The organism is Kitasatospora sp. NPDC050463 (assembly GCF_040655255.1).
Taxonomy (GTDB): domain Bacteria; phylum Actinomycetota; class Actinomycetes; order Streptomycetales; family Streptomycetaceae; genus Kitasatospora.
Genome location: NZ_JBFAJO010000011.1, coordinates 93,624 through 117,074, shown reverse-complemented (window position 1 = coordinate 117,074; position 23,451 = coordinate 93,624). Strand labels below are relative to the sequence as shown.

The following is a 23,451-nucleotide window of genomic DNA, read 5'->3' as shown; positions in this document are numbered from 1 at the left end:
CCGAGTGACTTCTCCGGGCCTGGTCAGAGCCGGTGTGTAGGCTCGCGGGCATGGTGAGGGTGACGCGGGACGACGTGGCGCGGGTGGCGGGAACGTCGACGGCGGTGGTCAGCTATGTGATCAACGACGGGCCGCGGCCGGTGGCGGCGGCCACCCGGGCCCGTGTCCTGGCGGCGGTCGAGGAGCTGGGGTACCGGCCGAACCGGGTCGCCCAGGCCATGGCCCGGCGGCGGACCAACCTGATCGGCATGGTCGTGCCGGACGCCCGGCAGCCGTTCTTCGCCGGGCTCGCGCACATGGTGGAGCAGGCGGCGGCCGAGCGCGGCCGGCTGCTGTTGATCGGCAACTCCGACTACGCCGACGAGCGGGAGGCGCACTACATCCGGGCGTTCCTCGGCATGCAGGTGGACGGACTGATCCTGGTCACCCAGGACCCGTCCGTGCCCGGGGTGGCCGGCGTCGAGACCACCGACGGCACCCCCGTCGTGCTGCTGCACCACCGGGCGGAGACCGAGAGCGGGGCAGCCGTCGTCGCCGACGACGACGGCGGGGCGCGCGCGATGGTGCGGCACCTGCTGGGCCACGGCCACGCCGGAGTCCACTGCTTCGGCGGGACGTTCGCGCTCAGCCCGAACGACCCGGTGACCGCCCGCACCGCCGGCTGGGCGGCCGCCCTGGCCGACGCCGGCCTGCCCACCGACGGGCGACTGACGCCCGCGCCGTTCGACCGCGTCCGCGCGCACGCCGAGGCGCTCGCGCTGCTGGCCCGGCCCGACCGGCCGTCCGCCGTGTTCTGCGCGACCGACGACCAGGCGATCGGCCTGCTGCGCGCCGCCGACGACCTCGGCATCCGGGTGCCGGAGGACCTCGCGGTGGCCGGCTTCGACGACATCGCGGAGGCCGTCATCGCCGGCCCGCCGCTCACCACCGTCGCCACCGCACAGGACGCGATGGCCCGGGCCGCCGTCGACCTCGTCCTGACCGCCAAGGCGAACGAGGAGCCCGTCCCCGCGGGCGCGCACACCTTCCCCGCCCGCATGGTGATCCGCCGCTCCTGCGGCTGCCCGGCCAGGACCTAGCGACGCGGCAGGCGACCTTCGCCCCGTCGCGGCACCAGCGGGGCCCGGGCACGCGGGCGGGGCCGGAGGAGGTCAGGCGCTGCCGGGCACTTCGGCGCCCAGGAAGTCGAGCAGCAGCGCGGTGAGCTCGTCGGGGCGCTCCAGGGCGGGCAGGTGGCCCGCCCAGGGGAGGTCGAGGCGGCGGGCGCCGGCGATGCGCTCGGCGAGGTGGTCGGCGATCCGCTGGAAGTCCGGGAAGTCGTGCGCGCCGGTGACGAGCAGGGCGGGCGCCGTGACGGCGGACAGGTCGGTGTCGACCTGGATCTGGCCGAACTCCTCGGTGGCGGCCAGCTGGACCTCGAAGGCGTGCTGCTGCATCTCCCGCACCTGCGCACGGGCCGCCTCGTCCGCGTCGGGTCCCAGCCAGGTCGCCACGTTGAGCGCGGTCGCCCCGGCGACGTCCCCGGCCTCGATCAGCGCGTCCTCGCGCTCGCCGAACGCCCGGAGCCCGGCGCTCGGCTCCTGCCCGGCCAGCGCCGTGCAGAGCAGCGCGAGCGCCGTCACCCGCTGCGGCCAGCGGGCCGCCACCGCCAGCGCGACCCGGCCTCCGCCGGACGCCCCGACCAGCGCCGCGCGCTCGATCCCGAGCTTGTCCAGCAGGTCCACGACGTCCTGGGCGTTGTCGTACGGGCCGTCCGGCACGGGCGTCTCGCCGAAGCCCCGGAGGTCGCAGCGGATGACCCGCAGGCCGGCTCCGACCAGGGCGGGCACCTGCCGGTCCCACATCCGCCGGTCACAGACCGTGGAGTGCACCAGAACCACCGCCGGGCCGTTGCCGGCCACATCATGAGAAATGATCATCGCACCAGCCTAGGGATCGGCCACGCGGAAGCCCACCAGATTTCCCTCCTGGCGCAACGCCGGCGCCCGCCGCGAGCAGGGTGACACCGTCCCACCCCTTGCCGTCCGCGCCGTCCCGCTGTCCCGCTGTCCCGCCCGACCGGCAGTGACCCCGCGCCCGGTCCGGCGTTGATCGGGGCGAGGGCAGCAACGATCACCCGATCCCGCTTCGCGAAGGGCACGTTCATGGACACCACCACCGCCAAGGGACACATCTTCACCATGCTGGACGTGGACGGCGACGGCGTCATCTCCCGGCACGAGTACCTGACCCGCCCCGAGCAGGCCGCCGCCGCACTCGGCCGGGACGCGGCGGACCCGCTGGTCTCCGCCGCGCGCGCGGCCCACGAGCGCGTGTACGCCTCGATGGACGCGAACGGCGACGGCAGGGTCACCTTCGAGGAGTACGCGGCGTGGGCGGGTGGCGGCGCCTTCGACGAGGTCTGCCGGCCGGCGCTGGGGTCACTGTTCGACCTCGCCGACGCGGACGGGGACGGGGCCCTGGGCCGCGCGGAGTTCACCTGGCTCCGGGCCGCGCTGGGCAACTCCGCCGACAACGCCGCGAAGGCCTTCGACGCGCTGGACACCGACGGCGACGGCCGCATCGACCGCGACGAGTACCTGGCCTCGATCCGGGGGTTCGTCACCGACGGCGCGTCGCCCATGGCCGAGGCGCTGCACGACCGCGCCGGCAGCCCGGCCTGAGGCGGGCGGCGACGGCCGTGGTCTTCCCGGCGGGCCCGGACGACACGCTCGACGACCTGCTCGACGCGGAGGACGCCTGACCGGTGGTGCTCGCACCGCCGCCCGGGGCGTAGGGCCACGCCCCGGCGGCAGACCGAGGCCATGCGCAACCCTCGGGTTGCACCTCGCGGATCGACGTGCAACTCTGGAGTTGCACACATTGGGCAGCGACGAAGGAGTTCCTCATGAGCGACGACCGGATCGAGCGCGAGACCCTGATCGAGGCGTCCCTGGAGCACGTCTGGACCCTGGTGGCCCAGCCCGGGTTCTGGGTCGCCGAGGAGGCGAGCCTGGCCGGCACCGTGGCACGGGAAGGCGAGTCCATGGTGGCGAAGAACCCCGAGTACGGCGAGTTCCCGGTGCGGGTCGAGAAGGTCGAGCCGCCGACCTACCTCGCCTACCGCTGGGCCAGCGCCTTCCCCGGCGAGGAACTGCGCGAGGACAACAGCACCCTCGTGGAGTTCACGCTGACCCCCGAAGGCGACCGGACGCGGCTGCGCGTCGTCGAGAGCGGATTCGCGGCCCTGGCCGGATCCGAGGACCTGCGCAGCCAGGCGGTCAAGAACAACACCGACGGATGGCCCCAGGTGCTCGACGCGTTCCGCAAGCGCGCCGAACAGCCCTCCGCATGACCGACGAGGGCCGCGGCGCCGCCGAGCCGGTCGACGGCGTCCTCGCCGCCCTCGCCGACCCGACCAGGCGTCAACTGCTGGACCTGCTGGCCGAGCAGGGCGAGGCCACCGCGACCACCCTCGCCGAACGCCTGCCCGTCTCACGACAGGCGGTGGTCAAGCACCTCGCCGTCCTGGACGGCGCCGGACTGGTCACCGCCGCCCGGGTCGGCCGCGAGGTGCGGTACGCGGTGCGGCCGGCGGCGCTCGACGCCACGGCACGGTGGATGGCCGCCCTCGCCACCGACTGGGACCGACGGCTGGCGACCATCAAGCGCCTCGCCGAGGCGGCCGAGCGGGACGCCCGGTAGGACGCCGGCGCCGGCCCGCACCTGCGCCCGACCCGTCACGGGTCGGGCGCAGGGCGAACACCCGCCCCCGCCCCTCCAACCGCGGCCCCGGGGCGTAGTGTGCGTGCGGTGAACGAACTGATCTTCCGGGGGAAAGACCGGTACCGGCCCTCCTGGCCGCAATTCGCCTTCCTCGGCGTCCTGTTGGCCGCTCAAGGGACCCTGGCCGCCTACCGGCTCGGCGCGGTGGGCTTCTGCTGGATGCTCGGCGGGACCGCCGCGATCGCCGGCCCCGCCCTCGTCATCTCGCGCCGGTGCTGGAGCGCGGTCGGCGCCGCCGGAATAACGATCTGCTGGGGCGTCGGACGGCGCGGCCGCACCTACCCCTGGCGGGACATCCGCTGGATCGACGTGCGTGAGACCAAGAGCCGGTTCGGGGCGTCGTACGCGGTCCGGATGACCCTGGCGGGCGGGAAGCGGCGCACACTGCCCGGGCTGCAGCACAGCGACGCGTACCCCGCCGCCGACTTCGACGAGCAGTTCCATCGGGTCGTCAACTGGTGGGAGCTGAGCACCGACCAGGCCGCCCGGGTCCAGCCGCCGAAGCAGCTCCGGGACCGGCTGTCCCCCACGGCGCTCGGGGTCGTCTTCGGGATCCTCATCGCCCTCGTCGCCGCGCTCGTCATCGCCGCGCGGGGCTAGGGTCCCGTCCGGCCGCTCCGCCCGCTCCGCGGGAGCGCGCCCGCTACCCGAGTTCGTCGGCCAGCAGGTCCATCAGCAGGTTGTCGTGCCAGGTGCCGTCGGGGCCGCGTTCGTACTGGCGCATGGTGCCCACGGGGCGGAAGCCGACCTTGGCGTAGCAGCGGATCGCCGCCGCGTTGTCCGCCGCCGGGTCGATGATCAGGCGGTGGTAGTGGTGGTCGGTGACGAGGTGGCGGGCCAGGGTGCGGACGGCGTCGGCGCCGAGACCGCGGCCGTGGCGGGCCGGGTCGAGGTAGATGTCCATGCCCGCGTGGCGGTACTCGTCGTCGTTGTTGGCGTACCACTGGATGGCGCCGGCCACCTGCCCGGCCACCAGGATCACCAGGGTCTCGGTGTCCGGCTCCTTGAGATCGGTGGCGACGGCGTCGGCCAGGTCGTCACCACCGCGCCAGCGGGCGTAGACCTCGGGCGTGGCACGGATGGCCACGAGGGCCGGGATGTCGTCCGCCGTCGCGGGGCGGAGGGTGACCTGGGTGCCCTGCAGAATCGTCCCCATATAGGGCATGTTTGCACGGAAAAGGGCCTTCGGCGAGCCTTTTTCAGCGTTGCACTCACCCACTCCCACCAGGGATGATTCGCCGCCGTGACACATTTCCTGATCGTTCTCGTGGCCGTCCTCGTCTACTTCGCGCTGAAGAAGTCCCGTGCCGGCAAGTCGGTGGAGTGGGCCAGGACCCGGTTCGACCCGGCCGCCTTCGGCCTGGTCCCCCGCGAGCGGCTCGACCCGCGCCGTTCCGGGCCGCCGATCTCCGACGAGCGGCGCCGGCGGTCCCAGGCGATAGCCGACGCCGCCTGGGGCGGGGACTGGCGGCCGGCCGCCGCCCACGTGGAGGCGGCGGGCCAGGACTGGGAGGAGCGCTGGTCGCGGCTGGAGCTGCTGGCGAGCATCGCCGACGAGGACGACGCCTGGCTGACGGCCTGGCGCGCCGCGGACCCGAACAGCTGCGACGCGGCCACCTTGGAGGCCAAGCAGATGGTGCACCGCGCCTGGGCGATCCGGGGGTCCAAGTACGCGCACGAGGTGCCGGCCGAGGACATGGCGAAGTTCCGCGCGCTGCTGCCCGCCGCGATCGAGGCGGCCCGCCGGGCCGCCCTGCTGGCGCCGGCGGATCCGGCTCCGTGGGTGGTCATGGTGACGACGGCGCGCGGCGCGCAGTACTCGCCGGAGCAGTTCGAGCCGCTCTGGGCCGGCCTGGCCGAGCGCGCGCCGCACCACTACGAGGCGCACTGGCAGGGCATGCAGTACTGGTGCGCCAAGTGGTTCGGCTCGGACAAGCAGATGCTGGCGTTCGCCGAGCGGGCGATGGACGGCGCGCCGGCCGGGAGCCCGCTGCCGGGGATCTACCTGCACGCGCTGTCCGAGCTGGAGAAGCGCGAGACGCTCGGCTCCACGCTGGCCGGGGGGAAGGCCAAGGAGCGGCTGAAGGCGATCGCGGCGGCGCTGGCGTCCGTCCCGGCGGACGACGAGCGGCTGCCGATGCTGCGGCACCTGCTCGCGTACTACTGCGGCAAGGCCGAGCTGCACGCGGAGGCGCTGGAGCAGTTCCGGCTGATCGGCCGCTGGTGCGGGGCTTCGGTCTGGGTGGACCAGGGCGACCCGGTGGCGGTGTTCGACCTCGCGCGCGGTGTGGCGGTGAAGCTCTCGGAGGCGCTGCCGCTGCCGCCCGAGCTGCGGCCCACCAAGGACACGGATCACCACTACAGCGGGTGATCGTTCATCTCGGAGCGTGCTGAACGGCCGTCATTCGTCGAGCACACCTGGCGGGCGGGAACAGCGGGCGGGGCGGAGGCAACGACAGTCCGCCGGGCACCGGAGAGCGTACCCGCGGGACATCGTCCGTCCGGGCCCCCGGCACCACCCTCCCGGGGGTAACACCCGGGGCGAACATCTCCCCCGCCCTCCCCGTCGGCACCCGAAGCCGCCTCGTACGAACCGGAGTTCGCCGACGCCGAGCGGGCCCTGCCGGACCTGCGTCGGGCCGACCCCCGGCTGACCACGAGATAACCGATCGACACCCCGGGCGTCATCGCGTTACCTGGGGGCATGCCCGAACTGCGCACCGATCGCCTCCTGCTCCGCCGGTGGCGGGAGTCCGACCTCGAACCGTGGGCGGCGATGAACGCCGACCCCGAAGTCCGGGAACACCTGGGGGAGCTGCTGACGCGGGAGCAGAGCGATGCAGCGGTGGCATCCATGCAGGCCGCGTTCGACGGGCGAGGTTTCGGCTGGTGGGCGCTCGAAGCACGGGAGACCGGCGAGTTCATCGGCCGCGCCGGCCTGGACGAGGTGAGCGAGGGCATGCCGTTCGCGGGCGTGGACGTCGGGTGGCGGTTGGTGCGCTCGGCGTGGGGTCACGGTTACGCCACCGAGGCCGCCCTGGCCTGCCTTGCCTTCGGCTTCGAGACCCTCGGGCTGCCGGAGGTCCTTGCGTCGACAACCGTCGGCAACCGTCGTTCCCAGGCGGTGATGCACCGGATCGGCATGACCCGGGACCCGGCCGACGACTTCGAGGATCCGAGCGTGCCGGAAGGGCCGCTCCGCCGGTGCGTGCTCTATCGGATCTCCGCGGAGACGTCCACGGCCCGCGGCACCCGGCGGGGCACCACCAGGACTCCGCCGGCCTGCGGGTCACACCGGCCGAGCCCGGCGGGGCCGTGCTGACCACCCTGACAGAGCTCCGAGGCTGTCAGGCAACGAGATCAGCAGACGCCCGCCGGGCCCTCCCCCGACGCACGGTCGGCCGACGGCTGCCGCACCGCCTTCCGGCCGACTCGCTCGACCCCCTCTACCGCCCGGCGTCGTCGAGCAGCAGCTTCGCGGCCACCGCCGCCCCGTCGGCGCGGAACGCACCGGCCACGGCGGTCGCCCGCTCGCGGGTCTCGGGCAGCAGCGCCACCCTGAGCGCGGCCGACAGGGACTCGGCGGTCGGCGTCGGACCGTCGTGCGCCGCGCCGATGCCGAGGCCCGCCACCCGGCCCGCGAAGTACGGCTGGTCCGCCCCCTGCGGCACCACCACCTGGGGCGCGCCGGCCCAGGTGGCCGTCGTCGTCGTGCCCGCGCCGCCGTGGTGCACGACGGCGGCCACCCTGCGGAACAGCGCCTGGTGGTTGACCTCGCCGACGACGAAGCAGTCGTCCCGGTCGTCGACCCGCGCCAGCTCGGCCCAGCCACGGGACAGCACCGCGCGGCGGCCCCGGGCGCGGATCGCCTCGACGACCACCCGGGCGAGGCCTTCCGGGTCGCGCATCGGAATGCTGCCGAAGCCCACGTACACCGGCGGCGTGCCGGTGTCCAGGAACTCCACCAGGTCGGCGGGGAGCGGGCGTTCGTCCGGCAGGACCCACGCCCCCGTCTGCACCACGTCCAGGCCCGCCGGCCGCTCCCACGGGGCCAGGGTCGGGTCCGCGGCCAGCCACGGCAGGTCGGTGAAGACGTGGTCGCGGACGTTGTCCACCGGCGGCAGGCCGATCGACGCCCGGTGGCCGTTGACCGCCTCGCCGAACACCTCCTGCGCGTCCAGGGCGTCCTGGTCCCACAGCACCTGGTTGTCGGTCACATCCTCGCGGAGCGGCCGGCCCGGCCGCGGAATCGGCGGATGGTGCGGCGAGGGCAGACTGACCGGCTGGTAGCTCGCGTACACGTACCGGATGCCCAGCTTCTCGGCCACCGCCTTCACACCGGCCACGGCCGGCACCAGACCCGTCGCCACCAGCACGTCGCACCCCTCGGCCACGGAGCGGACGTTGTCATAGAACGCGGCGACCATGTCGGCCGCGCGCCGGGGCAGGCCTCCCGGCGACGGCGGCGTCTTCCCGGTCACCAGGTCGCGCACCGACTGCCCGGTCGGCACCATCTCCACGCCGACCACGGCCAGCCGCTTCGCGAACTCCTCGTCCGGCGGCGCGCACACCCGCACCTCCGCACCGAGTTCCCGCAACCGCACCGCGAGCCCCACCAGCGGCTCGACGCCCCCACGCGAATCGTAGGCAGACAACACCACGCGCATTCGATACTCCCCGTTTCCTGACGATCTTGGCTTCGAGCGGAGATTCTGCAGCATGACCGGGGCCTTGCCGCAAGGACCCCGGTGCGCTATAAGTTGAGAGTGGAAAGGAGTGGGTTCTCCTTCTTTCCACTCCCGTCCGTCATCTGACGGGCCATCTCCTCGCTCCGGCCGCAGGGTGATCGCCGGCCGAGCCTGACACCCCGGCAAATGAGCCGCACCAAGCCCGGGCGCCCGCACCGCAGTTGACGGTGGACCTGGTAAGTCTCGGTATCGCTGCCGCCATGCCGGCGGCAGCCGGGCCAGGGGGTGCGCGGATGTCGTCGGCCGCAACCCGATGGACGGTCGCGGCGTGCTCCCGCCACTGGCGAGCGCCTTCCAGCCGCGTACCGCCGTCCGCGCCGCCGTCGATCAGCTCGTCCGGGGCGCGGGCGGGACCGGCCCTCCCGGACGACCGCTCCACCGACCTCGCCGGCGCGCTCGGCCACCTGCAGCCGGCGCTCGGGCACGCCCTGCGGTGGCCGCTCGCGGAATCTCCCGAAAGAATTCCGGGGCGGCTGTCGAAACGGCCGTTCCCCGTTCGACGCAGGGGTGAGAGGCGGGGAACAGCCCCGGCCTCCTGATCGAGGAGTCACCATGCCGCGCTTTATGTCGCTGATCCGTATCGACGAGCAGGACGCCCCGGACATGCAGTCGGCGGGCCCGGAGTTCGAGAAGCGGATGGGAGCGCTGTTCGAGGAGATCACCAAGGCCGGGGTGATGCTGGACACCGCCGGGCTGCTGCCGACCGCCGAGGGCACCCGGATCACCTGGGAGGGCGGGAAGCTGAGCTTCACCGACGGGCCGTTCACCGAGACCAAGGAGGTCGTCGGCGGCTACGCCATCATGCAGTGCAAGGACAAGGCCGAGGCGATCGAGTGGACCAAGCGGTTCCTGGAGATCCACCCGGAGAGCTGGAAGGTCGGCGCCGAGCTGCGCCAGATCGACGGGAACACCACCCCGCCGGAGGCCTGATCCCCGCAAGCCCCGGAGCTCCGGTCACCGGAGCTCCGATCACCGGCACCGGCCCGGCCGCCGTGGCCGCGTTTGCCCCGATCCCGTCCGGCTGCTCTGATGGGTGGCCGTGACGGAGAGCAACGCGACCGCGGCGGTCGAGGCCGTGTTCAGGATCGAGTCCGCGCGGATCATCGCCGGTGTCACCCGCATCGTGCGGGACGTGGGCATCGCCGAGGAACTCGCGCAGGACGCGCTGGTCGCCGCTCTGGAGCAGTGGCCCGAGCAGGGCGTCCCGGAGCGGCCGGGCGCCTGGCTGATGGCGACCGCCAAGCACCGCGCGATCGACCTGGTCCGCCGCAAGGAGACGTACGCGCGCAAGCTCGCGGAGGTCGGGCGGACCCTGGAGGACGTGCCGCCGCCGGAGCCGGCCGGGCCGGAGGACATCGACGACGACCTGCTGCGGCTGATCTTCACCGCCTGCCACCCCGTGCTGTCGGCGCAGGCCCGGATCGCGCTCACCCTGCGACTGGTGGGCGGGCTCACCACCCAGGAGATCGCCCGGGCGTTCCTCGCCGCCGAGCCGGCCGTGGCCCAGCGGATCGTCCGCGCCAAGCGGACCCTCGCCACCGCGCGGGTGCCGTTCGAGGTCCCGTACGGCGAGGACCGGTCGGCCCGGCTCTCCTCCGTCCTGGAGGTCGTCTACCTGATCTTCAACGAGGGCTACGCGGCCACCGCCGGCGACGACCTGCTCCGACCGGCGCTCTGCGAGGACGCCCTGCGGCTGGCCCGGGTGCTCGCCGGGCTGGTCCCGCAGGAGCCGGAGGTCCACGGCCTGGCCGCCCTGCTGGAGTTCCAGGCGTCCCGGACGGCGGCCCGCACCGGCCCCGGCGGGGAGCCGGTGCTGCTGGCCGACCAGAACCGCGCCCGCTGGGACCGGCTGCTGATCCGGCGCGGCTTCGCGGCGCTGCGGCGGGCGGGCACCGGGCCGTACTCGCTCCAGGCCGCGATCGCCGCCTGCCACGCGCAGGCGGCGCGTTACGAGGACACCGACTGGGCGATGATCGCCACGCTGTACGGGCGGCTGGCGGCGCTGACGCCGTCCCCGGTGGTGGAGCTGAACCGGGCGGTGGCCGTCTCGATGGCCCAGGGACCGGCGGCCGCCCTGGAGCTGGTGGACGCCCTGGCGGCCGAGCCGGCCCTGCGGGCGTACCACCTGCTGCCGAGCGTGCGCGGCGACCTGCTGGCGCGGCTCGGGCGGGCCGAGGAGGCCCGGGCGGAGTTCGAACGGGCGGCGGCGCTGGCCCGCAACGCGCGGGAGCGCGAGCTGCTGCTGGAGCGGGCGGCGGCGGCCGGTGCGCCCGTCAGGCCCCGTCGTCGAGGCGCAGCCGGGCACTGACCTCGCCGAGGCCCTCGGCCAGTACGGCGAGCTGCTCGCGGCTGAGCACGTCGATGAGCAGCTCGCGCACCAGGGCGACATGGCCGGGCGCGGCCTGGCGCAGCATGTCGCGTCCCTGGTCGGTGAGTTCGGCGAAGACGCCGCGGACGTCGCTCGGACAGGAGCGGCGGCCGACCAGGCCCATCCGCTCCAGCTGGGTGACCTGGTAGGTCAGTCCGCTCTTGGAGGTGACCAGCTTCTCGGCCAGTTCGGTCATCCGCAGCGAGCCGGCCGGGGCGGCGGAGAGGTGCACCAGGATCTCGTACTGGGTGTGCGAGAGGCCCGAGTCCTCCTTGAGCTGGCGTTCCAGCCGGCGGTTCAGGAGGTTGCTCGCGGTGACGAAGCCCCGCCAGGCGGCCATCTCGTCGTGGTCCAGCCAGCGCGGTTCGTTCATGGAGGCCATGGGCCAAGCGTACTCCTGTTGTTCAAATTCGAACCAAGGTGTACGGTCGAGGTGTCGAGGTTCAAAATTGAACTACTTTGGAACGTGTCGACCGGCTGGACGCGTTGAACGAGACACCGGCCGGACGCGTCGAACGAATCGGAAGCGGGAGAAGCCGCCATGAGCACCGCCACCCCCGGGCGCATGCCCGTCCTCTACCTCTCGCACGGCGCGCCGCCGCTCGCCGACGACGCGCTCTGGCCCGGCCAGCTGGCCGCCTGGTCCGCCGACCTGCCCCGGCCCAGGGCGATCCTGATGGTCTCCGCCCACTGGGAGGAGGCACCGCTGGCCCTCGGCGCCGTCACCACCGTGCCGCTGGTCTACGACTTCTGGGGCTTCCCCGAGCACTACTACCGGGTGCGGTACGCCGCCCCCGGCGCCCCCGAACTCGCCGAGCGCGTCCGCAAACTGCTGCGCGCCCCCGGCACGCCCGTTCAGGACATCCCGGACCGCGGCCTGGACCACGGCGCCTACGTACCGCTGGTGGAGATGTTCCCCGAAGCGGACATCCCCGTCCTCCAGGTCTCCATGCCCACCCTGGACCCGCAGCGGCTGCTGGAGATCGGCCGCCGACTCGCCCCGCTGCGCGACGAGGGCGTGCTGATCGTCGGCAGCGGCTTCTTCACCCACAACCTGCGGGCGCTCAGCTCCGACGGCCGGATCAGCTCGGTGATGGCCGAGTTCGACGACTGGGGCCGCCGCGCCCTGGCGGCCCAGGACCTCGACGCGCTGCTCGACTTCGAGCGGAAGGCCCCGGCCGGGCGACTCGCCCACCCGCGCACCGAGCACTTCGCCCCGCTGTTCGTCACCCTCGGCGCCGGCGAGGCCGACCTGGACAGCCAGCGCAGCGTGATCGACGGATTCTGGATGGGCCTGGCGAAGCGCTCGATCCAGCTCGGCTGACCGGCGCCGCCACCGGCCGGCCCGCCCCACCGGCCCGCCGCCGCCGACCGGCACCACCTGCCCGCCCACCCGACCGGCCCGGACCGCACGCGTCACCGCTGCTGTCCCGGGCCGGGTCCGAACCGACGGGCGGCTACTCGGTGTGCAACACCGAGGCGATGGTCATCCGGGCCGCCGACCGGGCCGGGACGAGGGCACCGAGGACGGCGATCGCCACACCCGCCAGGAACATCGCGGCCAGCTGCGGCGCGTGCCACACGTCCTTCATGTACTCGGGGAAGTCGACCACCCCGACGTGGTCCACCACGAGGCGGTGCGCCGCGATCCCGAGCGGGATGCCGAGCAGCCCGCCGACCGCGCCCAGCCCGCCGACCGAGGTCACCGTCATCACCACCACCTGCCGGGGGGTCATTCCGATCGACTTGAGCATGCCCAGGTCCCGGCGCCGCTCGCGGGTGTTCAGGAGGACGGTGTTGAAGACGCCGAGCGACGCGACGAGGGTCAGCAGCACCGTGAACACCGTCGAGAAGGTGATGACGGTGGCGGTGCCGGCGTTGCCCGCGTCCAGCACCGAGGCACTCAGTCCCGGGTCGATCGCCGCGACCGCCTCGGCGTAGGCCCGCGCGTCGGCCCCGGGGGCGAGCCGTACCGTGTACTCGGTGGCGTGGGCCTCCGGCGCGAGTTGGGCGAGGGTCTGCCACGAGGCCTCCAGGGCCCGGGCGTTGCCCTCGATGAGCCGGCCCACGATGGTCACCTGGACCTGCCTGCCGTTGAGCTCCAACGTGACCCGGTCACCGACCTCCAGCCCGCGCTGGGTCAGGAACGACGGCCCGGCCACGGCCTCGCCCGCCGCGGCCGGCGCACGGCCCCTGACGATCGTGTGGGAGTACGAGGAGTCGTCGCCGCGGTAGAAGTCGGCGAAGACGGGCTGGCTCTGCCCGGTCATGCCCGCCTGGGCCAGCGCGCGGGCCCGCACCCCGTCCGCACCCGGGAGGGCGCGCAGCCGTTCCTCGATCTGCCGGTCATCGAGCAGGGGGGCGGTCCGGTCGTTGCCCGGTCCCCCGGTCTGCACCTGGATCCTGGCGCCGCCGTCCTCCTTCCCGACGTTGCCGAAGGCCACCATGGTGCTGGTCAGTCCGGTCGACAGGGTCACCGTGGTGACCCCGAGGACGATGGCCGCCAGGGTCAGCAGCGTGCGGGCGGGGCGGGCGAACGGCTGGCCCAGCCCCAGGCTGACCGGACGCGGCAGCCGGGTGCCACCGAGCATCCGCTGGACGCGCAGACCACGCCCGGTCTTCGGCGCACCGCCCGCGCTGATCGCCTGCGCGGCGGGCAGCCGGTGGGCCCGCAGGGCGGGAACCAGCGCGGCCAGCAGGACGAGGGCGGGCATGCCCAGGAGGCAGGCCACGGACACCCACGGGCTGACGCCGCCGACCGAGGCCCGGCCCACGTCGATACCGGTGAACACGACCTTCAGGATGGGCCCGGCCAGCGCGTTGCCGGCCAGCGTACCCAGCACGCAGCCCGCCACGGCCGGCACCGAGAGCATCGTCAGATAGACGGCGACCACCTGGTTCGGGGTGAAGCCCAGGGCCTTGAGCACCCCGATGTGCCGGTATCCGGAGACGACCGCGCCGCTGACCACGTTGCCGACGATCAGGGTGGAGACCAGCAGGCCGAGGATGCCGAAGAGCGTCATGAAGGGGAGGTAGGAGTCGACCAGTGCCGAGAAGGCCTGCTTGAGGTCGAGCCAGGTCTGCGCGCCGGTCAGCGACTCCGCGGGCAGCCCCGCGGTGGCCCCCGCCAGCCCGGCGCTCAACCGGGCCGGTGTCGAGGACTCCGTGAAGCGGTAGAGCATCTGAGCCGCGGACGGGTGGAGTTCGGTCATCTGCTCGGGGGTGACCCAGGCGCTCGCCGACCTGCTCATGCTGCTGGCGAAGCCGACGACCGTCAGCGTCGGCCCCCCGGACGTCTCCAGCGTGGTGCCCAGCAGCTTCGTTCCGGGGGAACCCTGGACGGACCAGTTGACGACGATCTCCCCGGGCGCGGTGGCCCAGTGGCCCTCCAGCAGCTCGATCCGGTCCACCGGCCCCGCCGGATCGGCCCGGCCCACCACCGTGAGGGTGCCGCCGGCCATCCAGAGCCAGTCCTTGGGGATGTCGACGACGGCCTGCCCGAAGGGCCCGGCCGCGGCCTCCACCCCGGGTTGCCGGGCGGTCCGCGCCAGCTGCTCCGGCGAGACCTTCGTGGTGTCGAAGGTCGCCACCGTATGGGCGCCGCGCTGCTCGGCGAAGGCCTTGTCGAAGGGGCTCGACGCGACGCCGAGCAGGGCCAGGGCGAGCAGGACGGTCGTGGTCGAGCAGAACACGACGAGTCCGATGACGAAGGTCTGGACCCGGCGGCGCTTCACCGCCGCGCGCGAGGCCCTCCACACGGCGCTCACGCGCTCGCCTCCAGCACGCTCTCGCGACCGACCCGGCCGTCGGCCACTTCGATCAACCGGCTGGCACAGCGGGTGGCCAGCCGCGGGTCGTGGGTGACGATCAGGAGGGTCTGGCCGATCTGGTTCAGGTCGATCAGCAGGTCCATCACCTGCTCGCCCGACCGGCTGTCGAGGGCGCCGGTCGGTTCGTCGGCGAGCAGCAGTGCGGGCCGGTTCATCAGGGACCTCGCCACGGCGACCCGCTGCCGCTCGCCGCCGCTCAGCGTCGCCGGATAGTTGTTCCGGCGTTCGGCGACACCGAGCTCGTCGAGGAGCTCCAGGGCGCGACGGCGGGCCTGCCGGGCCGGGGTGCCGGTCAGCTGCGCCGCCAGCGCCACGTTGTCCAGCACCGGCAGGTCGTCGATGAGGTTGAAGAACTGGAAGATCATGCCGACGTTGCGCCGCCGGAACAGCGCCAGGCCGGTCTCGTTCAGCTTCCCGAGGTCGTGGCCCTGCACCTCGACCGTGCCGGAGGTCGGCCGGTCCAGTCCGGCCACCATGTTGAGCAGGGTGGACTTCCCGCAGCCGGAGGGGCCCATCACGGCCACCGCGTCCCCCGCCCTGATCTCCAGCGACAGGCCGTCCAGGGCCTTCGCGTCGCCGTACTCCTTGTGCACGCCGTCCAGCCGCACCACCACGGGCCGGTCGTTTCCATGATCAGTCGTCATGGCCCGAAATCTATGGCGGTGCCCGTGGACGGGGCGTCACCCACCGGATGTATCCGTCCGGGGAGGTCATCCCGGGGATGTACGGAGGATGCACCCGGGGGTGGGCGCGGGGCCCGCCGGGCAGCTGCGAAGATGATCAGGTGTGGGAATCCTGGACGATCTGGCTGGTCATCGCCCTGGTGGCGGCAGTCGGCGCCGCCGGCTGGTTCGGCGTGGCCGCGGCACGGGCGCGGCGGCGGCACCGGGCGGCCATCGAGGAGCGCGGCTGGCTGCTGGAGCGGGAGCGCGAGAGCGCGACGCGGACGGCGGTCGACGCCGAGCGGGCCAGGATCGCCGCCGAGCTCCACGACATCGTCAGCCACAACGTGAGCGTCATGGTGGTCCAGGCCGGGGCGGCCCGCGAGGTGCTGACCACGATGCCCGCGGAGGCCGCGGCGGCGATGAGCGCCGTCGAGACCGCCGGCCGCAACACGATGACCGAGCTGCGGCACCTGCTCGGCCTGCTCGCCCCCGCGCAGAACGGGGAGGACGAGCCCTACGACGTCGACCTGTCACCGCAGCCGAGCCTGAGCCGGCTCAGCCCGCTGATCGACCGGATCGCCTTCGCCGGCCTGCCAGTCGAGATGCGCATCTCGGGCGAGCCCCGCCCGCTGCCGACCGGCATCGACGTCACCGCCTATCGGATCGTTCAGGAGGCCCTGACCAATGCCCTCAAACACGGGGACGGAGCGAAAGCCGAGGTGACGGTGCGATACGCGGACAACCACCTGCGGGTCGAGGTGCTGAACAGCGGACCGAGCGTCCTGTCGGGCGGCCGGCCCGCGACGGCGACGGCCATAGGCCCGGCGACGGCCACGGGCCCGGACACGGCCAGGGGCAAGGCGGACGGAACGGGCCGCGGGCTGCTCGGCCTGCGGGAGCGGGTCGCCGTCTACGGCGGCGACCTGGACGCCCGCCGCCGTCTCGGCGGCGGCTACCGCGTCCGTGCCCGGATCCCCCTGGACCGGCCGTGACGACACACTCCGACCCCGCGCCCCGGGTCGTGATCGCCGACGACCAGGAGCTGGTCCGCACCGGCTTCCGCCTGATCCTGACCGCGCGCGGCATCGACGTGGTGGGCGAGGCCGGCGACGGGGCCGAGGCCGTGGCCGCCGTGCGCAGGCTGCGGCCCGACGTCGTCCTGATGGACATCCGCATGCCCGCCATGGACGGCCTGGAGGCGGCCCGCCGCATACTCGCGCAGTCCCCGGACTGCCGGGTGATCATGCTGACCACCTTCGACCTCGACCACTACGTCTACGCCGCCCTCGCCGCCGGAGCCAGCGGGTTCCTGCTCAAGGACGTCACCCCCGCGCACCTGGCCGCCGCCGTCCACCTGGTCAACACCGGTGACGCCCTGCTCGCGCCCTCGATCACCCGCCGCCTGGTGGAGCGCTTCTCCTCCGGCGCCCCGGGCGCCGGAACGCCCGCCGCGACCCCGGCCGTCCACCGGGACCTGGCCGTGCTGACGCCGCGCGAGCGCGAGGTGCTGACGCTCATGGGCCGGGGCCTCTCCAACGCCGAACTGGCCAGGGAACTGACGCTCAGCGAGGCGACGGTGAAGACCCACGTCGCCCGGATCTTCGCCAAACTGACCCTGCGCGACCGGGCCCAGGCCGTCGTCCTCGCCTACGAGACGGGGCTGGTCGCGCCGGGCGGGTGAGAGGCTGCCCCCGTGAACGGAGACGACGTCCGGGCCGCGCTCGGCGAACTACTGCGCACGCTCGGCCCGCACACCGACGACGGCCGGGCCTGGGCGGCACCGGCCGGCCCCCTGGAGTGGAGCTGCCGGGAGACCGCCGCCCACATCGCGCACGACCTGCTCGGCTACGCCGGCCAGCTCGCCGCCCGGCCCGCCGACGGGTACCTGCCGTTCGACCTCACCGTGCGGGCCGCGGCCGGGCCGGCCGAGGTGCTGGCGGTGGTGACGGCCTGCGGGCAGCTGCTGGCCACCGCGCTGGACGCCGCCCCGCCCGACCTGCGGGCCTGGCACTACGGGCCCTGTGACCCGCCCGGCTTCGCCGCGATGGGGGTGGCCGAGCTGCTGCTGCACACCCATGACCTCACCCTCGGCCTCGGCCTGCCCTGGCAGCCGCCGGCCGGGCTCTGCGCGGCGGTGCTGGAACGGCTCTTCCCCGACGCGCCGGCCGGCGAGCCCGCGGCCGTCCTGCTCTGGTGCACCGGGCGCGGTGAGCTGGACGGCCGCCCGCGCAGGACCTCGTGGACCTGGCGGGCGGCCGTGCCCGAGGGGTGACGGACGACGATGACCGGGAGGCGGTCGCCGGTCAGGAGGTGCGGTGCCGGCAGGTCGGGAAGAGACGGCCAGGACGTGCCGGTCGGGACGTGCCGGTCGGCCAGGACGTGCCGGCCGGTCAGGACGTGGCGATCCGCTCGGCGGCGCTGCGCTCGACGCAGAACTCGTTGCCCTCGATGTCCGCCATGGTCACCCAGCCCTTGCCGTCCGACGTCCGGTGGTCGCCCACGACGGTGGCGCCCAGTGCCAGCAGGCGCTCCACCTCCTCGTCCCGGCTGCGGTCCTGCGGCTGGAGGTCCAGGTGGACGCGGTTCTTCGCCGCCTTGCCCTCGGGCACCCGGATGAAGAGCAGCGCGGCGCCCGGCGACTCCACCAGCGCCTCCGGGTCCCCCGGGTTGTCGTCCTCACTCACCGAGCTGTCCAGCACCTTCGCCCAGAACTCGGCCAGCTCGAAGGGCTCGGCACAGTCGATCGTCACATGTCGTACCAGAGAAGCCATGTGACCACTCTGGCCTGCCCCTTTGCCCTCCGTCCACCCCTTTGGGCCGGGCCCTACACCCGGTCCCCGCCGGCGGGCGGCGCCGAGCGGCTGTGCAGGTGGCCGTCCAGGGGGTACTCCGGCGGCATGGCCCGGAGGAGGCTGCCGAAGTGGTAGCCGGCCTTCTCGGCCACCCGGCAGGAGGCCACGTTGTCCACCTGGTGGAGCAGGTCGAGCCGGACCAGCCCGTCCGCCGCGAAGGCCGCGAACGCCCAGCGGGTGAGCGCCTCCAGCGCGCGCGGGGCCACGCCCCGGCCGCGGGCGGCGGCCGCCGTCCAGTAGCCCACCTCGGCCGTCGCCGCGCCGGGCGTGCCGCGCTTGAGCACCACGTTGGCGACCAGCCTGGCGGGTCCGTCCTCGGCGGCGGCCCCACCGAGCGGTTCCAGGACCGCGAAACTGTACCGCTCGCCGTCCGCCCGGCCGCGGTGCTGCAGCTCCAGCCAGCGGGCCGCCCCGCCCAGGTCCGTCACCGGGATGCGGGTGAAGCGGCGCAGCGTCTCGTCCCGGTAGATCTCCACCAGGGCGGCCGCGTCCTCGTCCCGGAACGGGCGCAGCAGCAGCCCCGCGGCGGCGGGGAGTTCGGTGGCGACCGTCATCGCAGGCCCTCCCAGCCCCAGCGCGGCGTCGGGCCCGGGTCACCGAGGTCCTCGCCGACGGGTGCCGCCGAGACGTCCTTGGCGATCTTCGTGCCCCAGTCGAAGTACTCCAGCACCCGGCGGCGCAGCAGCTCGTCGTCGGGCAGCTCCTGCCGCACGGCGGCGTCCATCAGCTCCATCCAGCGCCCGCGCTGCTCCTCGGTGATGGCGAGGCCGAGGTGCGAGCGGAGCAGCGACTGGTGCCCGCCGAGTTCGGCGGTGAAGCGGGCCGGGCCGCCGAAGATCTCGGCCAGCCAGACGGCGACGTGTTCGATGTGGGTGGTGGTGAAGTTCGCGAAGACGGGCCTCAGCACCGGGTCGGCCAGGACGCCCTCGTAGAAGGTGTTGCTGAGGCGGCGGAGCGCCTCCATGCCCCCCAGGGCGTCGTACAGGCTCTCGGGCCGTTCGTCGCTCATGCGTGTCTCTCCCCGTTCGAGTGCGGTGGCACCTTCCTAGCAGTCCGACCACCCGTGACCGCTCGCGGCCGGGCTCTGTTCGCGCCCGGCACAGCAAACGGAGGCGGGCGTTCCCCGCCCCGCCCCGGCGGTGACTCGACCCTGCCCCGGCGGGTGACTTGACCCTGCCACTGGCGGCAGGGTCGGAGGCTGGGCGCCATGAACGAGCACACGCAGCAGCAGACCCCCCGCATCGTGCTGGTCACCGGCGCCGGGACGGGGATCGGACGAGCCACCGCACAGGCCTTCGCGGCGCAGGGGCCGGAGGTCGAGGTGGTGGCGGTCGGACGGCGGCCCGAGCCGCTGGCGGAGACCGCGCGGAGCGCCCCCGGGCGGATCCACCCACTGGTCGCGGACATCACCGGCGCCGATGCCCCCGAGGCGGTCGTGCGCGAGGTGCTGGACCGGTACGGACGGCTGGACGTCCTGGTGAACAACGCCGGGATCGTCCGCGGCGGCGCCCTCGGCACGCTCACCCGGGACGCGATCGCGACGCAGCTCGCGACCAACCTGACCGCCGCCGTCCTGCTCGGGCAGGCCGCCCTGGCGCCGCTGGGGGCGAGCCGGGGCGTCATCGTCAACGTCACCACGTCGGTCGGCCAACGGGGCTGGCCGGGCAACGCGGTGTACGCGGCGAGCAAGGCCGCGCTGGAGTCGGTCACCCGCAGCTGGGCGGTGGAGCTGGCGCCGCGCGGCGTGCGGGTGGTGGCGGTGGCGCCCGGGGCGATCGAGACCCCGATCGGTGAGCACTCCGGACTCGACGCCGAGCAACGGGAGGCCGTCCGGCGGTGGCAGATCGCCCACACCCCGCTCGGGCGGATCGGCCGGCCCGCCGAGGTGGCCTGGGCGATCACGCAACTCGCCTCGCCGCAGGCCTCGTTCGTCACCGGAGTAGTGTTGCCCGTGGACGGTGGCGCCGTCGTCGGGTGAGCCGGGCGCCGGTCCGGAAGTGAGCCGGGCGCCGGCGCGGAGGGTAGCCGGGCGCCGGCGCGGGAGAGGGGTGGGCAGCGGTGCTGATCGGGGAACTGGCCCGGGCGACCGGCAGCACGGCCCGGGCGCTGCGCCACTACGAGCAGGCCGGGCTGATCGGCTCCTCGCGCGCGGTCAACGGCTACCGGGTGTACGAGGAGACGGCGGCCGTGCGGGTCCGCAACATCCGCGCCCTGCTGGCCGCCGGGTTCACCCTGGCGGACGTCCAGCCCTTCCTGTCCTGTCTGGACGGTGACGTGTTGGCCAACCCGCCGTCGGCGGGGGCGCTGCGGATCGCCCGGGAGCGGCTGGCCGTCCTGGAGCGCCGGATCGCCGCCCAGACCGAGGCCCGGGACCGGCTGGTCGCCGCGCTGGCGGCCGCCGGCGGGGCCGACACCGGCGGCACATCCGGGTGACACCCCCGATCGGGGGTGTGCAGGGGGCGCCGGGCAGGGGACAGTGGGCGCATGCAGATTCCACTCTCCGTGATGGACTTCCTCGACCGGGCCGAGCTGGTCTACGGCGACCGGGTCGGCATCGTCGACGAGCCGGTGCAACCCGCCGGATCCTGGGGCGAGCTGAGCTACCGCCGAGTCGCCGAGCTGGCCCGGGCGCAGGCGGCCGGGCTGGACCGGCTGGGCGTCGGGCCGGGCGAACGGGTCGCGATCGTTTCCCACAACTCGGCGCGGCTGATGACCTCGCTCTACGGCGTCAGCGGGCACGGCCGGGTCCTGGTGCCGGTGAACTTCCGACTGCGGGCGGAGGAGGTCTCGTACATCGTCGAGCAGAGCGGCGCCTCCGTGCTGCTGGTCGACCCCGAGCTCGCCGAGCCGCTGGCCGGCGTCCGGGCCCGGCACACCTTCGTGCTCGGCGCGCAGAGCGACGCGCTGCTGTACGACTTCGACCGCGCGCCGCGCCGGTACGAGATCGACGAGAACGACACCGCGACGATCAACTACACCAGCGGAACCACCGCCCGCCCCAAGGGCGTTCAGCTCACCCACCGCAACATCTGGCTGAACTCCGTGCTGATGGGCCTGCACTTCGGCGCCGGTGACCGCGACGTCTACCTGCACACCCTGCCGATGTTCCACGCCAACGGCTGGGGCCTGCCGTTCGCCCTCACCGGGCTGGGCGCGCGGCACATCGTGCTGCGCAAGGTGGACGGCGCCGAGATCCTGCGCCGGGTCGAGCGGCACGGGGTGACCTTCCTCAGCGGTGCGCCAGCGGTGATCCAGATGGTGCTGGACGCGGCGGCCGACTGGGACGGGCCGATCCCGGGCCGGGACAAGGTGCGGATGATCGTGGCCGGCGCCCCGCCGCCGACCTCGGTGGTGCAGCGGGTCGAGTCCGACCTCGGCTGGGAGTTCATGCAGATCTACGGCCTGACCGAGACCTCGCCGGTGGTCACGGTCAACCGCACGCGCGCCGAGTGGGACGAACTGCCCGCCGGGGAGCGGGCGGAGAAGCTCGTGCAGGCGGGTGCGCCGGCGCTCGGCAACCAGGTCCGGGTGGACGACGAGGGCGAGGTGCTCGTCCGCGCCAACGTCGTCATGGACGGCTACTGGCAGCAGCCGAAGGAGACGGCGGAGGCGCTCCGGGACGACTGGTTCCACACCGGGGACGGTGGCACCCTCACCGACGGCTACCTGACCATCTCGGACCGGAAGAAGGACGTCATCATCAGCGGCGGGGAGAACGTCTCCTCGATCGAGGTGGAGGACTGCCTCTACGACCACCCGTCGGTGGGCGAGGTCGCGGTGATCGGCGTACCGGACGAGAAGTGGGGCGAGACGGTCAAGGCTCTGGTCGTGCTCAAGCCCGGGTACGACGTCCTGGAGGCGGACCTCATCGCGCACTGCAAGCAGCGGCTGGCCGGCTACAAGGCCCCGACCTCGGTGGAGTTCCGGGACACCCTGCCGCGGACCACCACCGGGAAGCTGCAGAAGTTCCGGCTCCGTGAGCCCTATTGGGCCGAGCGGGACCGGCAGGTCAACTGACCGGTCCCGGTTCCCGGGCCGCCGGCGCGAGTTCGGTCCGGTCGCGGACGCCGAGCTCGTGCACGGCGCTCTTCAGGCAACCGGTCACGGTGTTGCGGGTGAGGCCCGGCTGGGCGGCGGTCTCCGGGTTGGTCCGGCCGGTCGCCGCCCGGCGCGGCACTTCGCGCTCGCGCCGGGTGAGGGGGGCCGACGGCGGCGAGAGTCCTGACGTGCGTGTTCCGTGGAGTCCCGGGTGGTTTCGGCGGGCACGACGTAGGGTGCGGGCGCGGGTTACCGGCGAGTCACCACCGACGAGTCACCAGCCGCGAGTCACCACCGAGGGGAAGAGGACGCCCATGACGAAGGACGGCGCGGCGCCGGAGGCCACGGCTGTGCTGACCGGCCTGCTCGACGACCTGCGGGCCGAGAGCGAGGCCCTCGACGACCTGGTGGCCGCCCTGACGCCCGGCGAGTGGGCGGCGGACACCCCCGCCCAGGGGTGGACGATCGCGCACCAGATCGCCCACCTGGCCTGGACCGACGACTGGACCGCACTCTCCGCGCGCGACCCGGAGGCCTTCGTCACCGAGTCCGGCCGGGTCTTCGGGGAGCTGCTGGCCGCCGGCGCGGACCCGGTGGACGAGGGCGCGGCGCGCGGCGCGACGGAGGAGCCCCCGGCGCTGCTGACGCGCTGGCGGGCCGGCCGGGAACGGCTGTGGGCGGCGCTGGCCGCGACACCGGCCGACCTCCGGCTGCCGTGGTTCGGGCCGCCGATGAAGGCCCCCTCGATGGCGACCGCCCGGCTGATGGAGACCTGGGCGCACGGGCAGGACGTCGCGGACACCCTGGGCGCGGTGCGCGAACCGACCGCGCGGCTGCGGCACGTCGCCCACCTGGGGGTGCGGACCATGGGGTTCGCCTTCACGCTGCACGGGCAGCCGGCGCCCCGGGTACCGGTCCGGGTGGAACTGACCGCGCCGGACGGCGGGTCGTGGGCCTGGGGGCCGGCGGACGCGGCGGACCGGGTGAGCGGACCGGCGCTGGACTTCTGCCTGCTGGTGACCCAGCGCCGCCACCGGGAGGACCTGGCCCTGACCGCCACCGGCCCGACGGCCACGGCCTGGCTGCCGATCGCGCAGGCCTTCGCGGGCGCACCCGGCAAGGGGCGCGCGGCAGGGTCCGATGATTAGGTGATCCATCGTCAAAAAACAGCGTCGATAGGCTAAA

The 23,451-nt window shown here is 73.9% G+C and carries 26 protein-coding genes and 1 pseudogene; 17 read left to right on the top strand and 10 right to left on the bottom strand.

Annotated features, from left to right (window positions below; translation table 11 throughout):
• Positions 1–50: 50 nt before the first annotated feature.
• Positions 51–1,079 (top strand): LacI family DNA-binding transcriptional regulator, encoded by a 1,029-nt coding sequence (locus AB0J08_RS09925; RefSeq protein ID WP_360629808.1) that lies wholly within the window; start codon positions 51–53, stop codon positions 1,077–1,079.
• A 72-nt stretch (positions 1,080–1,151) separates the two neighbouring features.
• Here the strand turns inward: AB0J08_RS09925 and AB0J08_RS09920 are convergent, their stop codons facing one another.
• Entirely contained in the window at positions 1,152–1,919 is a 768-nt protein-coding gene (locus tag AB0J08_RS09920; protein WP_360629805.1) for an alpha/beta hydrolase, read from the bottom strand.
• A gap of 225 nt (positions 1,920–2,144) precedes the next feature.
• Here AB0J08_RS09920 and AB0J08_RS09915 point away from each other — a divergent pair, with 225 nt between their 5' ends.
• The 4 genes from AB0J08_RS09915 (at position 2,145) to AB0J08_RS09900 (ending at position 4,365) form a co-directional block, all read left to right on the top strand.
• Positions 2,145–2,663: an EF-hand domain-containing protein gene (locus AB0J08_RS09915; protein ID WP_360629802.1), complete on the top strand. Its 519-nt coding sequence runs from the start codon at positions 2,145–2,147 to the stop codon at positions 2,661–2,663.
• 224 nt (positions 2,664–2,887) lie between these two features.
• Complete coding sequence (locus tag AB0J08_RS09910) at positions 2,888–3,334, top strand: SRPBCC domain-containing protein (RefSeq protein ID WP_360629799.1); 447 nt, start codon at positions 2,888–2,890, stop codon at positions 3,332–3,334.
• Positions 3,331–3,684 (top strand): metalloregulator ArsR/SmtB family transcription factor, encoded by a 354-nt coding sequence (locus tag AB0J08_RS09905; RefSeq protein ID WP_360629796.1) that lies wholly within the window; start codon positions 3,331–3,333, stop codon positions 3,682–3,684. The genes AB0J08_RS09910 and AB0J08_RS09905 overlap by 4 nt, the downstream gene beginning before the upstream one ends.
• A 108-nt stretch (positions 3,685–3,792) precedes the next feature.
• The gene (locus tag AB0J08_RS09900) at positions 3,793–4,365 is read left to right on the top strand and encodes a hypothetical protein (protein WP_360629793.1); all 573 of its coding nucleotides are present in this window, start codon (positions 3,793–3,795) and stop codon (positions 4,363–4,365) included.
• A gap of 43 nt (positions 4,366–4,408) precedes the next feature.
• Here AB0J08_RS09900 and AB0J08_RS09895 read toward each other — a convergent pair whose 3' ends face one another.
• A complete protein-coding gene (locus tag AB0J08_RS09895) occupies positions 4,409–4,921 on the bottom strand; it encodes a GNAT family protein (protein ID WP_360629790.1) in 513 nt (170 codons plus the stop codon).
• An 87-nt stretch (positions 4,922–5,008) separates the two neighbouring features.
• Between AB0J08_RS09895 and AB0J08_RS09890 the strand changes: the two genes are divergently transcribed.
• Positions 5,009–6,136: a hypothetical protein gene (locus AB0J08_RS09890; RefSeq protein ID WP_360629787.1), complete on the top strand. Its 1,128-nt coding sequence runs from the start codon at positions 5,009–5,011 to the stop codon at positions 6,134–6,136.
• A 333-nt stretch (positions 6,137–6,469) separates the two neighbouring features.
• Positions 6,470–7,087 (top strand): GNAT family N-acetyltransferase, encoded by a 618-nt coding sequence (locus tag AB0J08_RS09885; RefSeq protein WP_360629784.1) that lies wholly within the window; start codon positions 6,470–6,472, stop codon positions 7,085–7,087.
• A 124-nt stretch (positions 7,088–7,211) separates the two neighbouring features.
• Here AB0J08_RS09885 and AB0J08_RS09880 read toward each other — a convergent pair whose 3' ends face one another.
• Positions 7,212–8,432, bottom strand: a complete 1,221-nt coding sequence (locus tag AB0J08_RS09880) for a glycosyltransferase (RefSeq protein WP_360629781.1) — start codon at positions 8,430–8,432, stop codon at positions 7,212–7,214.
• Between the two features lie 633 nt (positions 8,433–9,065).
• On the opposite strand from AB0J08_RS09880, the gene AB0J08_RS09875 reads away from it, so the two are divergent.
• The gene (locus AB0J08_RS09875) at positions 9,066–9,443 is read left to right on the top strand and encodes a YciI family protein (protein ID WP_360629778.1); all 378 of its coding nucleotides are present in this window, start codon (positions 9,066–9,068) and stop codon (positions 9,441–9,443) included.
• A gap of 103 nt (positions 9,444–9,546) precedes the next feature.
• Complete coding sequence (locus AB0J08_RS09870; protein ID WP_360629775.1) at positions 9,547–10,821, top strand: DUF6596 domain-containing protein; 1,275 nt, start codon at positions 9,547–9,549, stop codon at positions 10,819–10,821.
• Here the strand turns inward: AB0J08_RS09870 and AB0J08_RS09865 are convergent.
• Positions 10,787–11,254: a MarR family transcriptional regulator gene (locus AB0J08_RS09865; protein WP_360629923.1), complete on the bottom strand. Its 468-nt coding sequence runs from the start codon at positions 11,252–11,254 to the stop codon at positions 10,787–10,789. The two genes, AB0J08_RS09870 and AB0J08_RS09865, sit on opposite strands and share 35 nt — an antisense overlap.
• A gap of 168 nt (positions 11,255–11,422) precedes the next feature.
• Between AB0J08_RS09865 and AB0J08_RS09860 the strand changes: the two genes are divergently transcribed.
• Positions 11,423–12,205 (top strand): class III extradiol ring-cleavage dioxygenase, encoded by a 783-nt coding sequence (locus AB0J08_RS09860; RefSeq protein ID WP_360629772.1) that lies wholly within the window; start codon positions 11,423–11,425, stop codon positions 12,203–12,205.
• A gap of 133 nt (positions 12,206–12,338) precedes the next feature.
• Here the strand turns inward: AB0J08_RS09860 and AB0J08_RS09855 are convergent, their stop codons facing one another.
• Positions 12,339–14,648, bottom strand: a complete 2,310-nt coding sequence (locus AB0J08_RS09855; protein ID WP_360629769.1) for an FtsX-like permease family protein — start codon at positions 14,646–14,648, stop codon at positions 12,339–12,341.
• Complete coding sequence (locus AB0J08_RS09850) at positions 14,645–15,355, bottom strand: ABC transporter ATP-binding protein (RefSeq protein ID WP_360629766.1); 711 nt, start codon at positions 15,353–15,355, stop codon at positions 14,645–14,647. Before AB0J08_RS09850 ends, AB0J08_RS09855 begins: the two co-directional genes overlap by 4 nt.
• Positions 15,356–15,495: 140 nt before the next feature.
• Between AB0J08_RS09850 and AB0J08_RS09845 the strand changes: the two genes are divergently transcribed.
• From AB0J08_RS09845 to AB0J08_RS09835, 3 genes are read left to right on the top strand one after another with little or no spacing between them, the layout of a single operon-like run.
• Positions 15,496–16,368 carry a histidine kinase gene (locus tag AB0J08_RS09845; RefSeq protein ID WP_360629763.1) on the top strand — a complete coding sequence of 291 codons (873 nt, stop codon included), beginning with the start codon at positions 15,496–15,498 and terminating at the stop codon, positions 16,366–16,368.
• On the top strand, positions 16,365–17,057 hold the full coding sequence (locus tag AB0J08_RS09840) for a response regulator transcription factor (protein ID WP_360629760.1): 693 nt from the start codon (positions 16,365–16,367) through the stop codon (positions 17,055–17,057). The genes AB0J08_RS09845 and AB0J08_RS09840 overlap by 4 nt, the downstream gene beginning before the upstream one ends.
• 12 nt (positions 17,058–17,069) lie before the next feature.
• Positions 17,070–17,648 (top strand): maleylpyruvate isomerase N-terminal domain-containing protein, encoded by a 579-nt coding sequence (locus AB0J08_RS09835; protein ID WP_360629757.1) that lies wholly within the window; start codon positions 17,070–17,072, stop codon positions 17,646–17,648.
• A gap of 118 nt (positions 17,649–17,766) precedes the next feature.
• Here the strand turns inward: AB0J08_RS09835 and AB0J08_RS09830 are convergent, their stop codons facing one another.
• The 3 genes from AB0J08_RS09830 to AB0J08_RS09820 are packed head-to-tail and all read right to left on the bottom strand — an operon-like array spanning position 17,767 to position 19,237.
• Entirely contained in the window at positions 17,767–18,147 is a 381-nt protein-coding gene (locus AB0J08_RS09830) for a VOC family protein (protein WP_360629754.1), read from the bottom strand.
• A gap of 53 nt (positions 18,148–18,200) precedes the next feature.
• Entirely contained in the window at positions 18,201–18,782 is a 582-nt protein-coding gene (locus tag AB0J08_RS09825; RefSeq protein WP_360629751.1) for a GNAT family N-acetyltransferase, read from the bottom strand.
• Complete coding sequence (locus AB0J08_RS09820; protein WP_360629748.1) at positions 18,779–19,237, bottom strand: group II truncated hemoglobin; 459 nt, start codon at positions 19,235–19,237, stop codon at positions 18,779–18,781. The genes AB0J08_RS09825 and AB0J08_RS09820 overlap by 4 nt, the downstream gene beginning before the upstream one ends.
• Before the next feature lie 198 nt (positions 19,238–19,435).
• Here AB0J08_RS09820 and AB0J08_RS09815 point away from each other — a divergent pair, with 198 nt between their 5' ends.
• The 3 genes from AB0J08_RS09815 (at position 19,436) to AB0J08_RS09805 (ending at position 22,245) form a co-directional block, all read left to right on the top strand.
• A complete protein-coding gene (locus AB0J08_RS09815) occupies positions 19,436–20,206 on the top strand; it encodes an SDR family oxidoreductase (RefSeq protein ID WP_360629745.1) in 771 nt (256 codons plus the stop codon).
• Between the two features lie 80 nt (positions 20,207–20,286).
• Complete coding sequence (locus tag AB0J08_RS09810; RefSeq protein WP_360629742.1) at positions 20,287–20,661, top strand: MerR family transcriptional regulator; 375 nt, start codon at positions 20,287–20,289, stop codon at positions 20,659–20,661.
• A 51-nt stretch (positions 20,662–20,712) separates the two neighbouring features.
• Positions 20,713–22,245 carry an AMP-binding protein gene (locus tag AB0J08_RS09805; protein WP_360629739.1) on the top strand — a complete coding sequence of 511 codons (1,533 nt, stop codon included), beginning with the start codon at positions 20,713–20,715 and terminating at the stop codon, positions 22,243–22,245.
• On the opposite strand, the pseudogene AB0J08_RS09800 reads toward AB0J08_RS09805, so the two are convergent.
• A pseudogene (locus AB0J08_RS09800) lies at positions 22,238–22,417 on the bottom strand (LuxR C-terminal-related transcriptional regulator); the annotation flags it as partial. The gene AB0J08_RS09805 and the pseudogene AB0J08_RS09800 sit on opposite strands and share 8 nt — an antisense overlap.
• A 163-nt stretch (positions 22,418–22,580) precedes the next feature.
• On the opposite strand from AB0J08_RS09800, the gene AB0J08_RS09795 reads away from it, so the two are divergent.
• Positions 22,581–23,414 carry a TIGR03084 family metal-binding protein gene (locus AB0J08_RS09795; RefSeq protein ID WP_360629736.1) on the top strand — a complete coding sequence of 278 codons (834 nt, stop codon included), beginning with the start codon at positions 22,581–22,583 and terminating at the stop codon, positions 23,412–23,414.
• Positions 23,415–23,451 lie beyond the last annotated feature (37 nt).

Coding starts and splice junctions, on each gene's coding strand:
- AB0J08_RS09925 (WP_360629808.1), top strand. CDS start 51: ATGGTGAGGGTGACGCGGGACGACGTGGCGCGGGTGGCGGGAACGTCG.
- AB0J08_RS09830 (WP_360629754.1), bottom strand. CDS start 18,147: ATGGCTTCTCTGGTACGACATGTGACGATCGACTGTGCCGAGCCCTTC.
- AB0J08_RS09920 (WP_360629805.1), bottom strand. CDS start 1,919: ATGATCATTTCTCATGATGTGGCCGGCAACGGCCCGGCGGTGGTTCTG.
- AB0J08_RS09910 (WP_360629799.1), top strand. CDS start 2,888: ATGAGCGACGACCGGATCGAGCGCGAGACCCTGATCGAGGCGTCCCTG.
- AB0J08_RS09815 (WP_360629745.1), top strand. CDS start 19,436: ATGAACGAGCACACGCAGCAGCAGACCCCCCGCATCGTGCTGGTCACC.
- AB0J08_RS09905 (WP_360629796.1), top strand. CDS start 3,331: ATGACCGACGAGGGCCGCGGCGCCGCCGAGCCGGTCGACGGCGTCCTC.
- AB0J08_RS09825 (WP_360629751.1), bottom strand. CDS start 18,782: ATGACGGTCGCCACCGAACTCCCCGCCGCCGCGGGGCTGCTGCTGCGC.
- AB0J08_RS09795 (WP_360629736.1), top strand. CDS start 22,581: ATGACGAAGGACGGCGCGGCGCCGGAGGCCACGGCTGTGCTGACCGGC.
- AB0J08_RS09850 (WP_360629766.1), bottom strand. CDS start 15,355: ATGACGACTGATCATGGAAACGACCGGCCCGTGGTGGTGCGGCTGGAC.
- AB0J08_RS09805 (WP_360629739.1), top strand. CDS start 20,713: ATGCAGATTCCACTCTCCGTGATGGACTTCCTCGACCGGGCCGAGCTG.
- AB0J08_RS09885 (WP_360629784.1), top strand. CDS start 6,470: ATGCCCGAACTGCGCACCGATCGCCTCCTGCTCCGCCGGTGGCGGGAG.
- AB0J08_RS09820 (WP_360629748.1), bottom strand. CDS start 19,237: ATGAGCGACGAACGGCCCGAGAGCCTGTACGACGCCCTGGGGGGCATG.
- AB0J08_RS09875 (WP_360629778.1), top strand. CDS start 9,066: ATGCCGCGCTTTATGTCGCTGATCCGTATCGACGAGCAGGACGCCCCG.
- AB0J08_RS09865 (WP_360629923.1), bottom strand. CDS start 11,254: ATGAACGAACCGCGCTGGCTGGACCACGACGAGATGGCCGCCTGGCGG.
- AB0J08_RS09895 (WP_360629790.1), bottom strand. CDS start 4,921: ATGGGGACGATTCTGCAGGGCACCCAGGTCACCCTCCGCCCCGCGACG.
- AB0J08_RS09880 (WP_360629781.1), bottom strand. CDS start 8,432: ATGCGCGTGGTGTTGTCTGCCTACGATTCGCGTGGGGGCGTCGAGCCG.
- AB0J08_RS09860 (WP_360629772.1), top strand. CDS start 11,423: ATGAGCACCGCCACCCCCGGGCGCATGCCCGTCCTCTACCTCTCGCAC.
- AB0J08_RS09915 (WP_360629802.1), top strand. CDS start 2,145: ATGGACACCACCACCGCCAAGGGACACATCTTCACCATGCTGGACGTG.